Annotated in this window: 14 protein-coding genes and 1 riboswitch; of the genes, 5 read left to right on the top strand and 9 right to left on the bottom strand. The window is 41.9% G+C overall.

Annotation, left to right across the window (positions count from 1 at the left end; genetic code table 11):
- Window positions 1–29: 29 nt before the first annotated feature.
- Window positions 30–144: riboswitch (SAM riboswitch) on the bottom strand.
- Between the two features lie 237 nt (window positions 145–381).
- On the top strand, window positions 382–822 hold the full coding sequence (locus MINF_RS05560) for a nucleoside deaminase (RefSeq protein ID WP_012463581.1): 441 nt from the start codon (window positions 382–384) through the stop codon (window positions 820–822).
- 14 nt (window positions 823–836) lie between these two features.
- The gene (locus MINF_RS05555) at window positions 837–1547 is read left to right on the top strand and encodes a uracil-DNA glycosylase (protein ID WP_012463580.1); all 711 of its coding nucleotides are present in this window, start codon (window positions 837–839) and stop codon (window positions 1545–1547) included.
- Here the strand turns inward: MINF_RS05555 and MINF_RS05550 are convergent.
- The 3 genes from MINF_RS05550 to MINF_RS05540 are packed head-to-tail and all read right to left on the bottom strand — an operon-like array spanning window position 1544 to window position 5281.
- Entirely contained in the window at window positions 1544–1888 is a 345-nt protein-coding gene (locus tag MINF_RS05550; protein ID WP_048810190.1) for a glutaredoxin family protein, read from the bottom strand. The two genes, MINF_RS05555 and MINF_RS05550, sit on opposite strands and share 4 nt — an antisense overlap.
- Window positions 1889–1932: 44 nt before the next feature.
- Window positions 1933–2847 (bottom strand): deoxyribonuclease IV, encoded by a 915-nt coding sequence (locus MINF_RS05545; RefSeq protein WP_238523438.1) that lies wholly within the window; start codon window positions 2845–2847, stop codon window positions 1933–1935.
- A gap of 1 nt (window position 2848) precedes the next feature.
- Window positions 2849–5281, bottom strand: coding sequence for an AsmA-like C-terminal region-containing protein (locus MINF_RS05540; RefSeq protein WP_238523437.1), 2433 nt, complete (start codon window positions 5279–5281; stop codon window positions 2849–2851).
- 35 nt (window positions 5282–5316) lie between these two features.
- Here MINF_RS05540 and MINF_RS05535 point away from each other — a divergent pair, with 35 nt between their 5' ends.
- Complete coding sequence (locus MINF_RS05535) at window positions 5317–6690, top strand: glycine--tRNA ligase (protein ID WP_012463576.1); 1374 nt, start codon at window positions 5317–5319, stop codon at window positions 6688–6690.
- 80 nt (window positions 6691–6770) lie between these two features.
- Here MINF_RS05535 and MINF_RS05530 read toward each other — a convergent pair whose 3' ends face one another.
- Window positions 6771–10340 (bottom strand): DUF6537 domain-containing protein, encoded by a 3570-nt coding sequence (locus tag MINF_RS05530; RefSeq protein ID WP_048810477.1) that lies wholly within the window; start codon window positions 10338–10340, stop codon window positions 6771–6773.
- 253 nt (window positions 10341–10593) lie between these two features.
- Here MINF_RS05530 and MINF_RS05525 point away from each other — a divergent pair, with 253 nt between their 5' ends.
- The gene (locus MINF_RS05525; RefSeq protein ID WP_012463574.1) at window positions 10594–10800 is read left to right on the top strand and encodes a hypothetical protein; all 207 of its coding nucleotides are present in this window, start codon (window positions 10594–10596) and stop codon (window positions 10798–10800) included.
- A gap of 59 nt (window positions 10801–10859) precedes the next feature.
- Here the strand turns inward: MINF_RS05525 and pqqE are convergent, their stop codons facing one another.
- The 5 genes from pqqE to pqqA form a co-directional block, all read right to left on the bottom strand.
- On the bottom strand, window positions 10860–11981 hold the full coding sequence (pqqE, locus tag MINF_RS05520; protein WP_048810189.1) for a pyrroloquinoline quinone biosynthesis protein PqqE: 1122 nt from the start codon (window positions 11979–11981) through the stop codon (window positions 10860–10862).
- Window positions 11982–11991: 10 nt separating this feature from the next.
- Complete coding sequence (gene pqqD, locus MINF_RS05515) at window positions 11992–12264, bottom strand: pyrroloquinoline quinone biosynthesis peptide chaperone PqqD (protein ID WP_048810188.1); 273 nt, start codon at window positions 12262–12264, stop codon at window positions 11992–11994.
- Complete coding sequence (gene pqqC / locus MINF_RS05510; protein ID WP_012463571.1) at window positions 12254–13045, bottom strand: pyrroloquinoline-quinone synthase PqqC; 792 nt, start codon at window positions 13043–13045, stop codon at window positions 12254–12256. The genes pqqD and pqqC overlap by 11 nt, the downstream gene beginning before the upstream one ends.
- 10 nt (window positions 13046–13055) lie before the next feature.
- Window positions 13056–13952, bottom strand: a complete 897-nt coding sequence (gene pqqB / locus MINF_RS05505) for a pyrroloquinoline quinone biosynthesis protein PqqB (RefSeq protein WP_012463570.1) — start codon at window positions 13950–13952, stop codon at window positions 13056–13058.
- A 70-nt stretch (window positions 13953–14022) separates the two neighbouring features.
- Window positions 14023–14103 carry a pyrroloquinoline quinone precursor peptide PqqA gene (gene pqqA, locus MINF_RS11970; protein ID WP_012463569.1) on the bottom strand — a complete coding sequence of 27 codons (81 nt, stop codon included), beginning with the start codon at window positions 14101–14103 and terminating at the stop codon, window positions 14023–14025.
- Window positions 14104–14237: 134 nt separating this feature from the next.
- Between pqqA and MINF_RS05500 the strand changes: the two genes are divergently transcribed.
- Window positions 14238–15293 (top strand): beta-propeller fold lactonase family protein, encoded by a 1056-nt coding sequence (locus MINF_RS05500; RefSeq protein ID WP_012463568.1) that lies wholly within the window; start codon window positions 14238–14240, stop codon window positions 15291–15293.
- Window positions 15294–15424: the final 131 nt, after the last annotated feature.

The raw sequence follows: 15424 nt of genomic DNA, 5'->3' as shown, positions 1-15424 counted from the left end.
ATAAAAAAGAGAAAGAAAATCATGACTTCCTCTCATCCTTCCCTTACGCTTCAAAGGGCTGGGATTGGCACCTTGACGAAAAGACTCTCTTTTCCGGTTGCCGCGGTTTCACAGGGCCAGTCCCTCCACCGCTCTCGATAAGAGTTTTTTAAGAAATAACAGATAGAATAAAAGCCAACAAAGTCAAGAAAAATGAGGAAATAAAAAACTTTACAGCCAGCATAAAAATTTAACCCGAATTCAACAGGAAAGGACATAACCAGTGTTTTCCTTTTCTTTAGGTGTTTTAGATGTTAAACATTGATTTAAACTATCCTTGCAATCCCTTTTTATTGGAGCGAAGATTTTTGAAAAAAAACAATGAAAAGCCTCAACTATAAATTGGATCCATTTTGGCACATCGCTTTTGAAGAAGCAAAAATTGGCTTTGAAGAGGGAGGCATCCCTATTGGAGCGTGCTTGGCATATAAGGATAGGGTTCTGGGTAGAGGAAGAAACCGCAGGGTTCAGCTTGGCAGTGTAATCAAGCATGGGGAACTTGATTGTTTAGAAAATGCGAGAAGATACACGGCAAAAATTTATCGGGAGGCCATCCTTTACACCACTCTCTCTCCCTGTTGGATGTGTTCTGGAGCTATTTTACTCTACGGTATAAAAAAGGTGGTCATAGGCGAAAATCGCAATTTTAAAGGACCGGAAGAAATTCTCATTCAAAACGGGGTAGAAATTATTCACCTCGATGACGAGGAATGCACAAGATTGCTTTCCTCGTTTATAGCATCAAACCCAGAATTGTGGAATGAAGATATTGGAAAAATATAGAAGAAAAAGCTGAGATGCCAACACCAGCCAAAGAGCTTTCTTATTTAAATGAAAAAATCGTTGCTTGTCGGCTATGTCCTCGATTAGTAGCCTGGAGAGAGGAGATTTTAAAAAAAAAGCCGAAACGATTTGCAGCCGAGTCTTATTGGTCTAGACCTGTTCCTGGATTTGGCGATCCTTTGGCCGAACTCCTCATTGTGGGTTTAGCTCCTGCGGCTCATGGAGGAAATCGCACAGGACGCATTTTTACAGGAGATAGAAGTGGAGATTTTCTCTTTGAAACACTGCATCGTTTTGGATACTCTTCCAGTCCAAGATCTATCAGTAGAGAGGACTCCCTGGTTTTAAATAAAGTGTATATCACGGCCACCGTACGCTGTGCCCCTCCAAATAACAAACCCAGCCCAGAAGAGATCGCTCATTGCAGGCCATACTTGATAGAGGAGTTGAGGATTCTAAAGAATATACGGGTGATTTTGGCCCTAGGACGCATCGCCTTTGACAATGTCTGGCAGACAGTTAAGCTTACCTTCCAAAGCCAAGGAAAGTCCTTCGCTTGTAAAAAACCTTCTTTTTCACACGGAATCGAACAGAAGCTTCCCGATGGGAAAGTCCTTATCGGTTCTTTTCATCCTAGCCAGCAAAATACTTTTACGGGAAAACTGACTCAAAGCATGTTCGATTCCGTGTTTTCTCGAATCAATACTCTGATTACAATTGGCTAGAGTTCGAAATTTACCCGTATGGGATAACTATGGTAATGTTCTCCTGAACAAGCCTGGTCAATAGGAACATCGACGGGTTGATCAATCCTTTGGACGTAATTTTTAGCGATGAGCCACTCTTCTAGTTCTTGGCCACTGATATCCGCCAGCATCTCTCCATTAACTTCCACGCACGGAGAAAAAGGTTGACCGCTTTTCATTATCATTTCTTCCCTGTACTCAGGAAAGTTAATGATGTCCTTATCTTCATAAGGAAGATTGTATTTTTTTAAAATTGCTCTTACCCCATTACTCCATCCACAAGAGGGTTTTAAGTAGGCAACGATACGTAGGTTACTCATGACATACACTATATTCAACTTAGAATTTTTGACTAGAAATTTTTTTAATCGGATAAAATTTTTCTTAAATTTCTACAATCATCGTCTAGACCCTTTTCTTTTGGAGTTTCCAGGACCATGGGTATGCCCAAAAACCTGCTATCGTTGACCAGGCGGCGGAAAGGCTCTACTCCTAGAGTTCCTTCCCCAATATGGGCATGCCTATCCACCTTGGAACCGAATGGACTAAAAGAATCGTTAAGATGGATGGCCGCAATCCTGGATAAACCAAGTTCCAAGGCGATTTTTTCCATGGTTTTTTGATAGCCCCCGGCGGTTTTTAACTCGTAACCCGCTTCCCACAAATGGGCGGTATCCAAGCAGAAACAAAATCTCTCGGGGCTATCTACTCTTTCAATAATTTCTCTGAGTTGCTCAAGCTTCCATCCAAGTTGCCCTCCTTGTCCAGCCATCGTTTCCAAGGCTATTTTCACCGCTGTATTTTTAGTTAATTCCACGGCTTGGTTTAAGTAGCCACAAAGGACTTCTATAGCCTGAGAAATTTCAGCCTTGCCTAAGGCTATTGTTCCGGGATGAAGAACAACAAAAGGCAAGGTGAGTTTTTCAGCCATAATAATTTCCTGGACCAATGCATTAAGGGATTTTTGAGTTATTTCTTTTGATCGAGAACAGAGGTTAATCAGGTAGCTAAAATGACCGAAAAAAAAGATATTATTTTCTTCTTTTAATGAAACAAAGGCTACGATGTCTTTTTCATCTATTTTGGGTTCTTCCCATCTCCGGCAGTTCTTTAAAAAGATTTGAGCGGCTTTAAAACCGCAAGCACAAGCTCGCCTAGCCGCCGAGGAAAAACCTCCCGCGATCGAGACATGCGCTCCAAGAAGTGTAGATTTAAGTTCTCCCGGTAAAAGAGGTTGGGTGCACACTTCGTTGTTTTGATTGCTGTGAAGAGATCTCATTTCAAAAGACTTTTGATTTCCATACCGGGGAAGCCAGCTTGCCCGTTCCATGGTATTCGAAAAGTTCGCTCAGCGGATAAAAAAGATAACCCATGGGTCCGCGCATCCTGACTTTCATGTCCATGTCTAAATTATCTTTGACAAAGTTATATTTTCCGGAGCCCAGGACCGAAAAGGTAAAGCTCGAAATTTTCAAATCCCGGGTGAAAATAAAACCATCTTTAATGTTAAAATGGGCGGAGGCTTCGTCCGCCTTAGCCATGGCAAAATCGGTATCCTTTGAACTCAAAGCGGTAGAAATGACACCCAGGAAAGGAATCGACATAATGTAGCCATCGTGAATTTCTATTTTTCCATCGCCTTGCAGGGAGTATAAATTACCCAAGTAGCCGCCAAAAGTCGTCTGGAAATCAAATCTTCCTGAATCCTTGTTGTTGTTGAATATCGTGTGCATGGCTTTATGAAAATCTCCGTTATTGATGTGGAAATGCGTTTTGAAGGGAATATTTTTCTTCCATAAGCTGGATTCATAGACTCCCTGAATCTGTCCATCAAAGAGGAAACCTTTGTGCACTTTGACCGTCAACTCCCTACCTCTCAAAAAGATTTCTCCCTTGGGTTTAGTCAAAGGGAAGGTAACTTTAAAAACATCCAGATCCATAACAGAATCGGAATCCACTTCGATATGGAGATCCGTTCTTGGTTCTTTTGAATATTTATCAAGGTCCACAACCCCGTTGACTTTCAAAAAAGGAGGAGAATGAAACCGGTAAGGCTTGACGTAAGAAAAAAATTCATGACCTAGAGCTGGTGCAGATTCTATGACGTTTACCGAAGAGCACAAGCCTGTAATCCAAACCAGTTTTTTTTGAAAGTTATGGCGAACCATTCCGCTGACCGTTCCCTCGGGACGGCTCACATGCAAATTGGGTAAAAAAAGTTCATAATTAGAAAAATTAAAATCAGATTCGGCGGATTGGATAAAAACACCTTGATGGACAAAATCTTTAAGGAGATAGTGTCCCGAATAGGTCCACTGTCGGGGATCGAGAGAGTTGCCCCGGATTTCAAGGTTCACTATGGGAAGATCTTTTTTAAAGTCAGTGACGTCAAGGATACGGTCAAATTCTACTCCAAATATTTTTTTGAAAATTTTCGGATTTACCTGGTGGCTGTTGATTTTTGCCCAGAAATTGGCATTTTGTTTATCCCAGAGTATTTCTCCGGAAAGTAGGCCGTTATTCATCTTTAGCTTAAGCTCCGGAACAAACAGTTTTTTTCCATCGTAAGCCACGGGCAAGGAGAGTTCTTCGAGGGCATGACCTTGAAAAGAAAAATTATGGCAGTGCGTGTCAACGACCAGGTTCGTCATCTTTTGGATTCCCCACTTTGTCGTAAATCTTCCGCTGAAAGTCGGAAGGTCTGTGAACTTTAGGCCGTCGATCAAGAATTGAAAGTTCTGCGGTATAATCGACTTCATCAAGGATAGATCGGCACTGCTGAGAAATTCAATAAAGGAGCTCGATCCTTTAAAATCCACTTCTCCCCATACCGAGATCTGGCCCCGGGAGAGTTCAAGAGTAAGTTCTTCGCATTTTAACGCTCCCCCGGCAAGCTTGAGTTGAGCAAAGGCGTTTTCTATGGGGATATCCTTGAACCAGAATTTTTTAGAATAAATTTGAAAGGATGCCGTTGCATTTTCAGGATCTTTGGTATTGAGGCTGAAGTTCCCTTCAAGTTGGAGTGGTTTCTGGGTTTCAAGGAGGTCAAGAGTAGATAGAACCTTGTTCCAGAGAGAATCAATAAATTGTATCTGTTCCTCAGTTTGGGGCTTGAAAAAGGGAAGCCCATCAACAACGATTTTTCCTTTTAAATCAAAATTTACATTCAACACCCTTCCCTTAGCTTTTTTAACCACTATCTCGTTGGCGACTAAATTAACCGAAGCATTAACCTGGTGAATTTCCATTTCGTTATGGGGAGTCAAGGGAATGGCAATCGTGGCATTTGAAACCACGGCACTCTGAATAAAAGGATCGCCCCTGAACCAGGAATACCAACCAACCGATAGATGAACTTTATCAACCTGCAGCCAAATGGATTGTTTATCTTTTGAGCGGAAAACGACGACCCTGTTGGCCACAAGTTTTCCCCTGGGATCTATCGAAAGCTTATCTAGGGATATGATAATCCCCCGAGACTCAAGCTCAGAGAGAACAAGCTGCTTTACTTGGGGAGGAAATCCAAAAAACCGGAGATAGAGAAATATTCCCAAGATAATGCCTGAAAGCGAAAGAATAAAAGAGAAGAGGAGCTTTTTTAAAAATGAACAAAGACAACAATAGAAAGCATTGGGAAAGCTATAAGGAATAATTGCAGAAGACTTTCTTTCTTTTTTTATGAGGGAATGAGATTTTGATGTCTTTTTCTGCACGTGCAATTAAGATATACTATTCTTTTTTGTAAGTTATGACAGAATTAACGCTTTTAGAAAAGATTGTTGCGCTTTGCAAGCGAAGGGGGATTATCTTTCCTTCATCCGAAATATATGGAGGAATTAATGGGGTTTGGGATTTTGGACCGCTTGGAGTAGAACTGAAGAGAAATATTAAAGAGTCTTGGTGGAAGACCATGACCCAGTTGCGAACAGATGTGGTAGGTTTGGATGGCTCTATTCTGATGAACAGGGAGGTTTGGAAAGCGAGCACCCATGAAGATCAATTTGTCGATTGGTTCGTCGATTGTAAAGTCTGCCGTGCTCGATTCAGGTTGGATCACTTAAAGGAAAGTAGTTGTCCGTTGAAGCCTTCTAAACACCCTGGGGAATGCGGAGGCGAACTCACCGAGCCCAGGCGGTTTAACCTCCTTTTTAAAACCTATGTCGGTCCTTTAGAAGAAGAGGGTGCCTTGACTTATCTTCGACCGGAGACAGCTCAGTCTATTTTCGTACAATTCAAAAATGTTCTGGAAAGCTCCCGGATGAAGATTCCTTTTGGAATAGCCCAGATAGGAAAGGCTTTCCGCAACGAAGTCAACCCGCGCAATTTTATCTTCCGGTCCAGGGAGTTCGAACAGATGGAACTCGAATACTTTATTCCTCCGGACACAGGTTTTGAGTATATCGAACAGTGGAAAGAAGAAAGAATTGCCTGGTATGAGTCCATTGGAATAGCAAGGGAACACATTCATTTGAGAGATGTCCCTGAGAGTGAAAGGGCGTTTTATTCTAGAAAAACTTATGATTTAGAATACGATTTTCCCTTTGGCAGGCAGGAGCTTGAAGGCATAGCATACCGCACGGACTTTGACTTGAAACAACATGCAATTTTCAGCGGTAAATCCATGGAATATTATGATGAGGAAAGGAAGTGTAAATACATTCCCCATGTCGTAGAACCAAGTGCAGGAGTGGATAGAACGCTTTTAGCCCTTCTCTGTGAGTCTTACAGGGAAGAAGAGATCATTGATGAGGGGGGGAAAAAAGAAAAAAGAGTTGTTCTTGGGTTTACTCCAAAAATAGCCCCTATTAAAATTGGGGTTTTCCCTCTTTTAAAAAATAAGATTGAACTTGTCCAAAAGGCTCAAGCGATATTTTCTTTATTGAAGATACATTTCAAGTCCTTTTATGATGAATCGGGAGCAATAGGAAGGCGTTACCGCCGCATGGATGAAATTGGTACCCCTTTTTGCGTCACGGTGGATTTCGAAACCCTTGAAGGGGTAAGGGAAGGAAAACTTGCAGGAAAGAAAGACACGGTTACGGTTCGTTATAGGGACAGCATGAAGCAAGATCGGATAGCCGTTGATGACCTGGTCGACTTTTTCAGAGAAAAGATCGGTTAGCCATGGTTTCGAGCAATTGATCGATAACGGGCTAATGGGGAATCGATTAAAAGCTCATCTATAATAAAAGCGATGTTGATCTAAAAGAGAGTCTTGCTTTCTTTATCCTTGGCTTTAATTTCAGAAAGGATTCTTAAGGCCCTCTCTTTGGCCTTTTCCATTTTTGGGTATCGTATTTCACGGTATCCTGTTATTCCCTCAGGGAGTTCAAAAAATTCTACCCAAAGCTTGTAAGCTTCAGCGGTGGAATATTCAAATTCCCTGCAAGAAGAAAGAAACCAATCCCTAAATTCTTTTTCTTGCCGGTGCCATCCTGGCAAAACCTTCCTTAGGAATTTTGCTTTGCTCATGATCTTAAGCATCCATGGAGAGGATTTTAAACGGAACCTAATCTTGAAGTTTCCGAGCACAAATTCCGGGCGCGTCCAATGCCTATAAATTACTCGATCCCCGCGGCCCGGTTGAACATGAAGCCGTTTTAAATCCCCTGATATAGCCTGGTTATCTGTCAAAAGCCTGGCTACTTCCACTTCGTCTTTAATGGCCATGAGCTTGTAAATGTTTTTTATTGCCGCTTTAGTTGCAGCAAAGCCAAATTGCAGGCTATCCTTAAAAAGGATCATTTTTACGGCCTCATAATACAACTGGGCATAATCAATATCTTCATAAAGGTAAATGTTTTTAAGCCTTAAGCTGAAAGCTTCTAGGGTAGGTTTATCCAGGGGGAAAGAAGAAATCTCCGAATTCCATTTCCAAAGTTTTTGTGCTTCCTTTTTCTTGGATTTCTGAAGTTGGTCTATGAAACCATTCCAGTGTTGAACAAGGGAGGGATTCTCCTCTTGATCCGGAGGAGCGAATGCGAGGGAGGAATTTGCCACGAGAGCCCGTCCCAGGGAAAATGCTTCTATGTTTACCGGGCTTCTCTTGCCTAATGTTTCTTGGATCGCCCATTCTATGCTCTCTAACGAAAAGGGGAGAAATCCAGCCTGGAAAGATGCTCCAAATACCATGAGATTCGAGTAAAGCTTATTGTCGAAATACTCTTCGGAAAGTTCTGCAAAAGGAAATCTCATATAGCGCTTGGGATCGATCCTCGAAAGAATTTTCTTTTCTATTTCGGGAAAATCCAGGCTGTCTTTGCCGAGCAAGGAACGAACCGTTTGAGTGAGCGTTTCATTCAGGATGAGAGCGGTTTTTTGAGGAGAACCCACCCTGTATCGACCTCCGGGATCTATGATCCGCGCTGTTTCTAAAGGATCCAATCCTAAAATTAAGTCCCCTTCCCCATAGTTACCGATCGGGGTTATAGGCGGATCTTCTCCTTGAATAGGTTTCGGATAAAAGACTATTTGGGATACAACTGAACCATTGCGAATAGCCAACCCGTTTCGATCACAGAACTGTACCCAGTATCCCTCTCTGTGAGCCGCTCTAACAACAACGGCCGTTAGGCTGGCAACCCCCATTCCTCCAACCCCGGCTATAAAAACCCTAAACGGCCTCTCTAACCTTTCTTTTCGGGGAAGATCGAGTTTTATATTTTCTTTTCTAAACGGTGAACGGGGAGACGATCGGAAAACGGTAACCTCGGCAAAAGCCGGGCAGGCTCCAACCCTTGCACAAGCTCCATCGGCAATGCACCAGGATAAATCCGTAGCCATTTTTTTACCGAAATCGGTATCGATAAAAGTCAAACCGGGACATCCCGTAGATAATGTACATTCAAGGCAAAATTCGCAAACGTCGGGATTAATGAAAACATGTTTCTTCTGGGATAGGAATCCCTTATGTCTTATCTCCTCTCTTTCTTTCTTCAACTGTCGTCTTTGAGAAATAATGGCGCATTCTTTTTCGGCGATGATGATCTTGACTCCTTCTTTAAGTATCGTTTGTTCCAGGAGCATTTTGTAATGTTCTCTCTGTGACGGATTAATCCTATATACGCAAACCCCTGTTTTTTCTGTTACCGCAGCGATAATTTCCTCGATATTTTGAGAAGTGGTCTTTTCCCCAAGAAGATCTTTGTCCACTCCAGGAGTAGTTTGGTGCCCTGTCATGGCCGTGGTCCGATTGTCTAGGATGATATAAGTTATGTCCTGCCCGTTTTTTACGGAATTGGATATGGCGATCATTCCCGAATGAAAAAAGGTAGAATCACCCATGAACACCACTTGTTTATTTTTGATAAAAGGGTCGATCCCCATTCCCGTTCCCCCACCCAGGCCCATGCCGCTGTAGTTATGCATTAAGCTTTGGTAGGGTTCGAACATCAGCATGGTGTAACAACCGGTGTCTCCATGAAAAACCAGCTCTATTGGGTCGGTTTTGTATCGGTTTTTCATGTATTGAGGATCTTTAAAGGCTTTTTGGATTTCAAGAAGTAGGGCTGCTGAATCCCTATGAGGACATCCAGGACAAAAAGTGGGGGTTCTCAAGGGCAATTGGAAAGGAAAAGCGGCTTGACTCCTTTCCTGGAGGTCGTTCAAGCTCCAGGTTTTTTTTCTCGGCATGGGCATCTTGGAAAAAAGAGCATTTAAGATCTGAACGAGAAGAGAGGGATCGAGTCCACCCGTAGAAGGAATACCCTGTAACCCTAAAGGGAATCGTTTGCCATAAATCTTTTTAGACAATCCTAATTGGTTCAGAAGAAGAACCAGGGATTCTTCTATGAAGGCCCTTCTTTCTTCTACAACATAAAGTTCATCGACAGCTTCTGCAAACTCGACTATAACCTCGGGATTTAAAGGGTAGGGGAGACCCACTTTTAAAATGGGTATTTTGCCATAAAGACCCAGAAAATCAAGTGCTTGGGCCAAGTAACCAAAGGCTAGCCCTGAGCTGATAAAACCTATCTTGGAATTTTGGCCGCCAAAATAAATTTTATCAATTCCCAGTTCTCTAGACTTTGACCAAAGAAGCTGGTAGCGAAATAGAAAATCCTTTTCTCTTTGAGAAGTCCTGGGAGGAAGAATAACCCTCTTTTCTAAGTCTATGGCTGAACTATCGAGAGAAAAAGGATTAAGAGAATTTTGTAGAGGGAAGTGGTTTTGTTTGACGCTGACCGTGCCCCCTCCATCCGCTAGGTTAGTCGTGACTAAGTAGCCTATAAAAAGGTTGGAATTTCGAGAAAGGATAAAGCCCGCATTGATCCAATCTTTGGCTTCTTGAACAGTAGAAGGCTCCAAGAAAGGCATGTGTAAATGCTTGCAAAGAAAACGGGAATCAGCCGGAGTCTGAGTCGAATCATTCCACGGATCATCTCCAATAATGACGATTGCTCCTCCTTCGGGATGACTTCCAGACAAGTTGCCCAAGGCAAGTCCATCTGCAGCCACATGCAAACCGACGCTTTTCATGGCTGCAACGGCTCTTAACCCTGCCATCTGGGAGCCATTGAGCATAGCTGCGGCAAGTGCTTCATTGTTTGCAAGAACCGCTTGAATGCCATGCTCTTTAAGAAGACCGGATATGGCTTCGATCGCATCAAAAATTCCCGAAATAGGAGAGCCTGGATAACCGGTTATAAGATGGATACCTCCCTGGGTTTCAAGAAGGCCTTTAACAATCGCTTCATTGCCGGTAAAAACTTCAAGGCCCTCCTCCTTGAGAAATCTCGGATCAGCTCTTGCTATGACGCTTTTGGTAGCCATGCCTTCTTTCATTACTACTATAATTATTTTAAAAAGTAAAACATTATAAAAAGGTTAGATTCGAAAGAATGATAAAGAAAAAGGACTTGCCGATAGATATCATTAGGTTAATATTGTGAGTAGACTCAGAGCCAGACCAGGGAAAGGAGCTGGTATTCTAGGCAAAGGCTTTGTAAAAATGACCAAGAGTTGATTTTTAAAGCTTAGCCTAACACAGTAATATATAAAAAAATCTAAAAGGAGGCTTTAGAATATGAAGAAATGGTTTAAGGCATTTACCGTTTTCTTTTCTCTTGTTGTTTGCGGTTCGTTCTTTGCTACCCAGGGACATGGAAGAATGATTCAGACGACAAGAGGAGACATGGTGATTGTGGGCAAGCAGGGGAATAATTACTTGGGAAAGTCAGGAGAGTGTCCTTCCTGCAAGAAAGAAAAAAAACAAAAGAAAACCACCGAGTAAACTTTTAATTTCTTTTTCGCTAAAAAAAGCCAAGGGATTATCCTTTGGCTTTTTTTATTTCAACTTAAAGCCTTTGAGTTTTTAAGATTTCTATATATGAAGCGGGTATCCGAAGAAGGTTGCCCCTTTGAATCATTTTCTTGGATAATGCGTTCTATAATGGAGTGAAAAGGAGAATAGACGCAAGCAGGGTCTGTGGCAGCAGCATCAGCAGTAAGTAAGTATGCTTGGCAACGACAACCCCCAAAATCTATTTCTTTTCTAGGGCAGCTTTTACAGGGTTCAGGAAGGAAATCCGTGCCGCGAAATTTATTGAAAGCCTCGGAATTCCACCAGATATTTTCAAGGTTATCCGATCGAATGTTGGGAAAATTTAAGCTTCGGATGTCTCGAGCACTTTGACAGGGTAAAACGGTCCCATCGGCTGAAACGGTCATATAAATTTTTCCCCATCCTTGCATGCAAGGTTTAGGAAAGGGACTGTAGTAATCGGGAATCACAAAAAGGATTTCCATTTTTCCTTTGTATTTTTCTTTTGCCCTGGAAGCTTCTTTTGCCGCTTTTTCTACTTGATTCTTGCTGGGGAGGAGCATTTTTCTGTTCAGTAAAGCCCAACCATAATACTGGGTATTGGCTAGCTCCAGCCTTTGAGCCCCTAGATTTGCGGCGAAATCGATGATTTCAGAAATCCGCTCTATATTATGTCTGTGAATGACGACATTAATTCCCAGTGGAATTTCGAGTTCAACGATGAGTCGAGCAGCTTTAATTTTTTTTTCAAAGCTCTGTTTTCCCCCAGAAATCAAATCCGCCGATTCTGGCCTGCTGTCCTGGATGCTCAGCTGAATACTGTCTAAGCCGGCTTCCTTTATCTTTTTCAGAAGCTCCTTATGGATAAGAGTGCCCCCGGTGCTCATGTTTGAGTAAAAACCGAGGTCATGTGCTGTCCGAATCAAGGTAATAAGATCTTTCCGCACCAAGGGTTCACCCCCTGAAAAGTAGACTTGCAAAATGCCCAGTTTTTGGGCTTCTTTTAGCACCCTTATCCATTCTTCGGTGCTGAGTTCTTTTTTTAACCAGTGTAAGTAGCTTGTGGAATTGCTACAATAAGGACACTGCAAAGGGCAATGAAATGTCAGTTCACAAAGCAAGGAAAAAGGCAACAACCTTTTATCGGACATACAGGCCTTTCTAATGGAATTGGACAAGCCCCTTTTCATGAAGGGCTAATAAAAATTCCCATACATCTTTTCCCATTGCAACCCTATCCGCAGAAAAATCTTTAGCCAGCTCGGTGATAATTTCGGAAAGGGTTCTTCGGCCATCGCATAAAAGGAGTATTCTGTAGGCTGTCTGGTTTAGGAATAGAAGGCCTTCAGGAAAAAGCAAAACGGGTTTTCCCCTTGCTTCATCGAATTTAAGCTTGGCTTTAGCGGAAAGTTCGGGAATTTTTTCAGAGTGCATAATGAGGTCTTGGTACACGTATACCCAGCTGGTAATGGATGTAGAGGGCATCGAGCATAGACCAAAGCAGATCGCATTTGAATTGTAAAGCTTCGATAACGGATAGCTGGAGTTCTCGAGTCGTGCATTTTTCAAGAACAAGAGCAAGGGTAAACTGGACATCTCGAGGGGCTTGTTCGACTCTTTTTTCAAAATATTTTAAACCCTTGGGATCGATCCATGGATAATACTTGGGGAATGCCGAAATGCGGATCTTGTGAATAGAGGGAGCAAAAAGTTCGGTAAGTGAAGAAGCCATGGCTATAAGCCAGGGTTGTTGCCTGCAAAAATGGATGTAGGCATCAACGGCATAACGGACTCCAGGAAGAAGGTAACGGTGAGAAAGTAGATCTTCTCTACTTAATCCAACAGCCTGTCCTAAGTTAAGCCATCTTTCAATTCCTCCAGGGTCTTCTCCAAAACCGTCGTGATCGTGAATCCTAGAAATCCAGGCACGTCTTAGCTCTCTATCCGGACAATTGGAAAGAATAGCCGCATCTTTAATAGGAATTTGCTCTTGATAATAGAACCGATTCGCTACCCATCCTTGAAGAGCTTCTTTAGAGAGCTTCCCTTCATTCATAAGCAAATGGAAGGGATGCTTGTCATGATAACTTGTAGTGCCTATCTGCCTCAAAACCTCTTCAAATTGAGAAGGCAGAAGAGGCAATTTCAAAATAAATTCTTCCTTAGGGACAAAAGAAGGATAAAGGGACTGGAGAGGGAAAAAGGGTGAATTCATCGCTGTTGGATTATAGCAAAAGCTTCATTCCATCGTAAGCAATTTCTACTCCTGAAGATAACACCGCTTTTGCCTGTGCCGAATCAGGATCAATCATAGGATTAGTATTGTTGATATGAATGTAAATTTTTCTAGGAATTTTAAGGGTAGAAAGCCACCTTAAAGATCCATTTTCTCCCCCTACGGCCACATGTCCCATTTGTGAGGCTTTTTTGTCTTTGATGTTCCAAAGAGATAATTCGTTTTCAGACCAGAATGTTCCGTCAACGAAGAAACACAAAGAGTCCTGGACAAAGTCCTCCAGATCAGGATTTATTTCCGGCAAAGCGGGACAATAAACGATTTTTTTTCCCGATTCATCTTCAATACTCAGGGCGATAACATCGCCTGGGCGGGGTTCCCTTTGGACATAGGGGGGAGCTGAACTTCTCAAGTTTATGGCATTAAAGAAAAGAGAGCCGATTTTGATGGGAAATAAGTTTTTTTTAATTTTGAGAAAAGAAGACAGAACCCGGATCAAAGGATAGGAGTCGGAAAGAACATCCCATGTTTGCTGGGTACAAACAAGTTCAATTTCTTTACCTTCTCTCAAAGAAAGAAGACCGGAGGCGTGATCGATCTGAGCGTCCGTTAAAATGACCGCCGAAAAGGGTGAAGAACGAATTTCTACTCCAGGAGGAGAAAGTTCAGATTCTCGAGAAATTTGCGCCGGCAGATCGATCGAAGCGTTCAAAAGAACCCATTTTTCGCCTGTTTCCCTAACGGCGATAGAAGATTGAGTTCTTCTAAAGATAAAGCTTTCTTTCCTTTCTTTGATTTCTAACCGAGCTCGGACACAGTTTGGGCAAAGACAATTCCACTGGGGAATCCCTCCTCCTGCTCCCGAACCAAGAACTAAAACTTCCATAATTTAGCAACAAGGGCAAAGGTTTTTTTCCCTTTGCCCTTTGTTGCAAGCTTTTGAAGACATCCGAAGATTAATTCTCGGCAATAAATGCGTAAGCTGTAACTTCCATGCAGAGATTCAGCTCTTCGAATACCGGTTTTTCCCAATTCATGTATCCTCCTATTTAGTTAAAAACTTATGATTTTTTTTGATGCAATTCAAATCCTATTTTTTTTAAATTGCAATTTCAATTTTTTATTTTTTTTTGATTGAATATTTCATATTTAGGTTGAAAAGTCGCTTATTTTGCAAACCATTTTAGATATCAACAACCCTGGCATTCCTTCTCTTGTTCGTTTTCTTCGGATCTCTTTGTTATCTTTCTTTATTATCATAAACAATCTCTTTGGCAAAGAACATGACTTAGCTTTCGTAAGCCATGAAGGCGGTATAACCGTCATTGATATAGATAGCGATCAAAAGCTTAAAGAAATAGCTTTGCCTGGCAGCTTCCTTCGCGGCCTCGGTATGAGTAGAGATGGGAAAACCCTTTTTTCTGTTGATAAAATAACCGGCTCTGTTTTCGTTATCGATGTCGACAAGGCTGCTATAGAAAAATCGATTCCGGTAGGCCAGAACCCTGAATTTCTTAGAATCCATCCCCAAAGAAAAATGCTTTTTGTATCATATGAACCGCAAAGTGTTAAAGAAGCTACTGGAGATGGAACGGCCAAAATTGCTGAAATCGATATCGCCGGAGAAAAAGTTGAAAAAGAGTTTTCTGCCGGGATGGAAACCGAAGCTTTAGAATTTTCCCAAGATGGCACAAAACTCCTTGTGGCTAATGAAGGGGATAGTTCCATCGGAATTTATGATATCTCTTCGGGGAAGGAAATAAAGAAAGTAGACGTTCAGCAAATAGGCTTAAGGCCCCGAGGCTTAAAAAGAGCTCCTACAGGGGAAATTTATGCCGTGACTTTTGAAAACAGCAACAAAGTAGCCCTCTTTGACAAAGATTTTGTACTTCTCAAAGAAACTTCCACGGCTTCTGGTCCCTATGGAGTCAGCTTTGATCCCTCATCCAAAAAATTGTTTGTCCTGGCTTTCCGGGATCGTAAATTGCAAGTCTTTGAAGTGCCGACTCTCAAGCTCATCGCCGAGGCTTCAATAGCGGGGGATCGTTGTTGGCATTTTACTTTTAGCCCGGATGGGAAAAAAATACTCGTGGCCAGCGGGCGATCCGATAAAATTATTGTTCTAGATGCGGATAATTATACTAAGCGGGCAATCATCGAAGGCATAAAAAACCCTTGGGGAATTGTAACCTTTCCCCCAAGCGAGGGGAGTTTAGATAATCCATAAAATATTTTAATATATTATACAATAAAATTATTTTAATAATTTTTATTTTTGCATATTGATTACTCAGGGAAAATCGGCTACTTAAATAAGTAATTTAATGAGGGTATTTATAATCAAGAAATAAAGCAAAG

Source organism: Methylacidiphilum infernorum V4 (assembly GCF_000019665.1).
Classification (GTDB): Bacteria; Verrucomicrobiota; Verrucomicrobiia; order Methylacidiphilales; family Methylacidiphilaceae; genus Methylacidiphilum; species Methylacidiphilum infernorum.
Note: the sequence above shows the minus strand (reverse complement) of the source record. Positions and strands in the feature narration are given on the sequence as shown.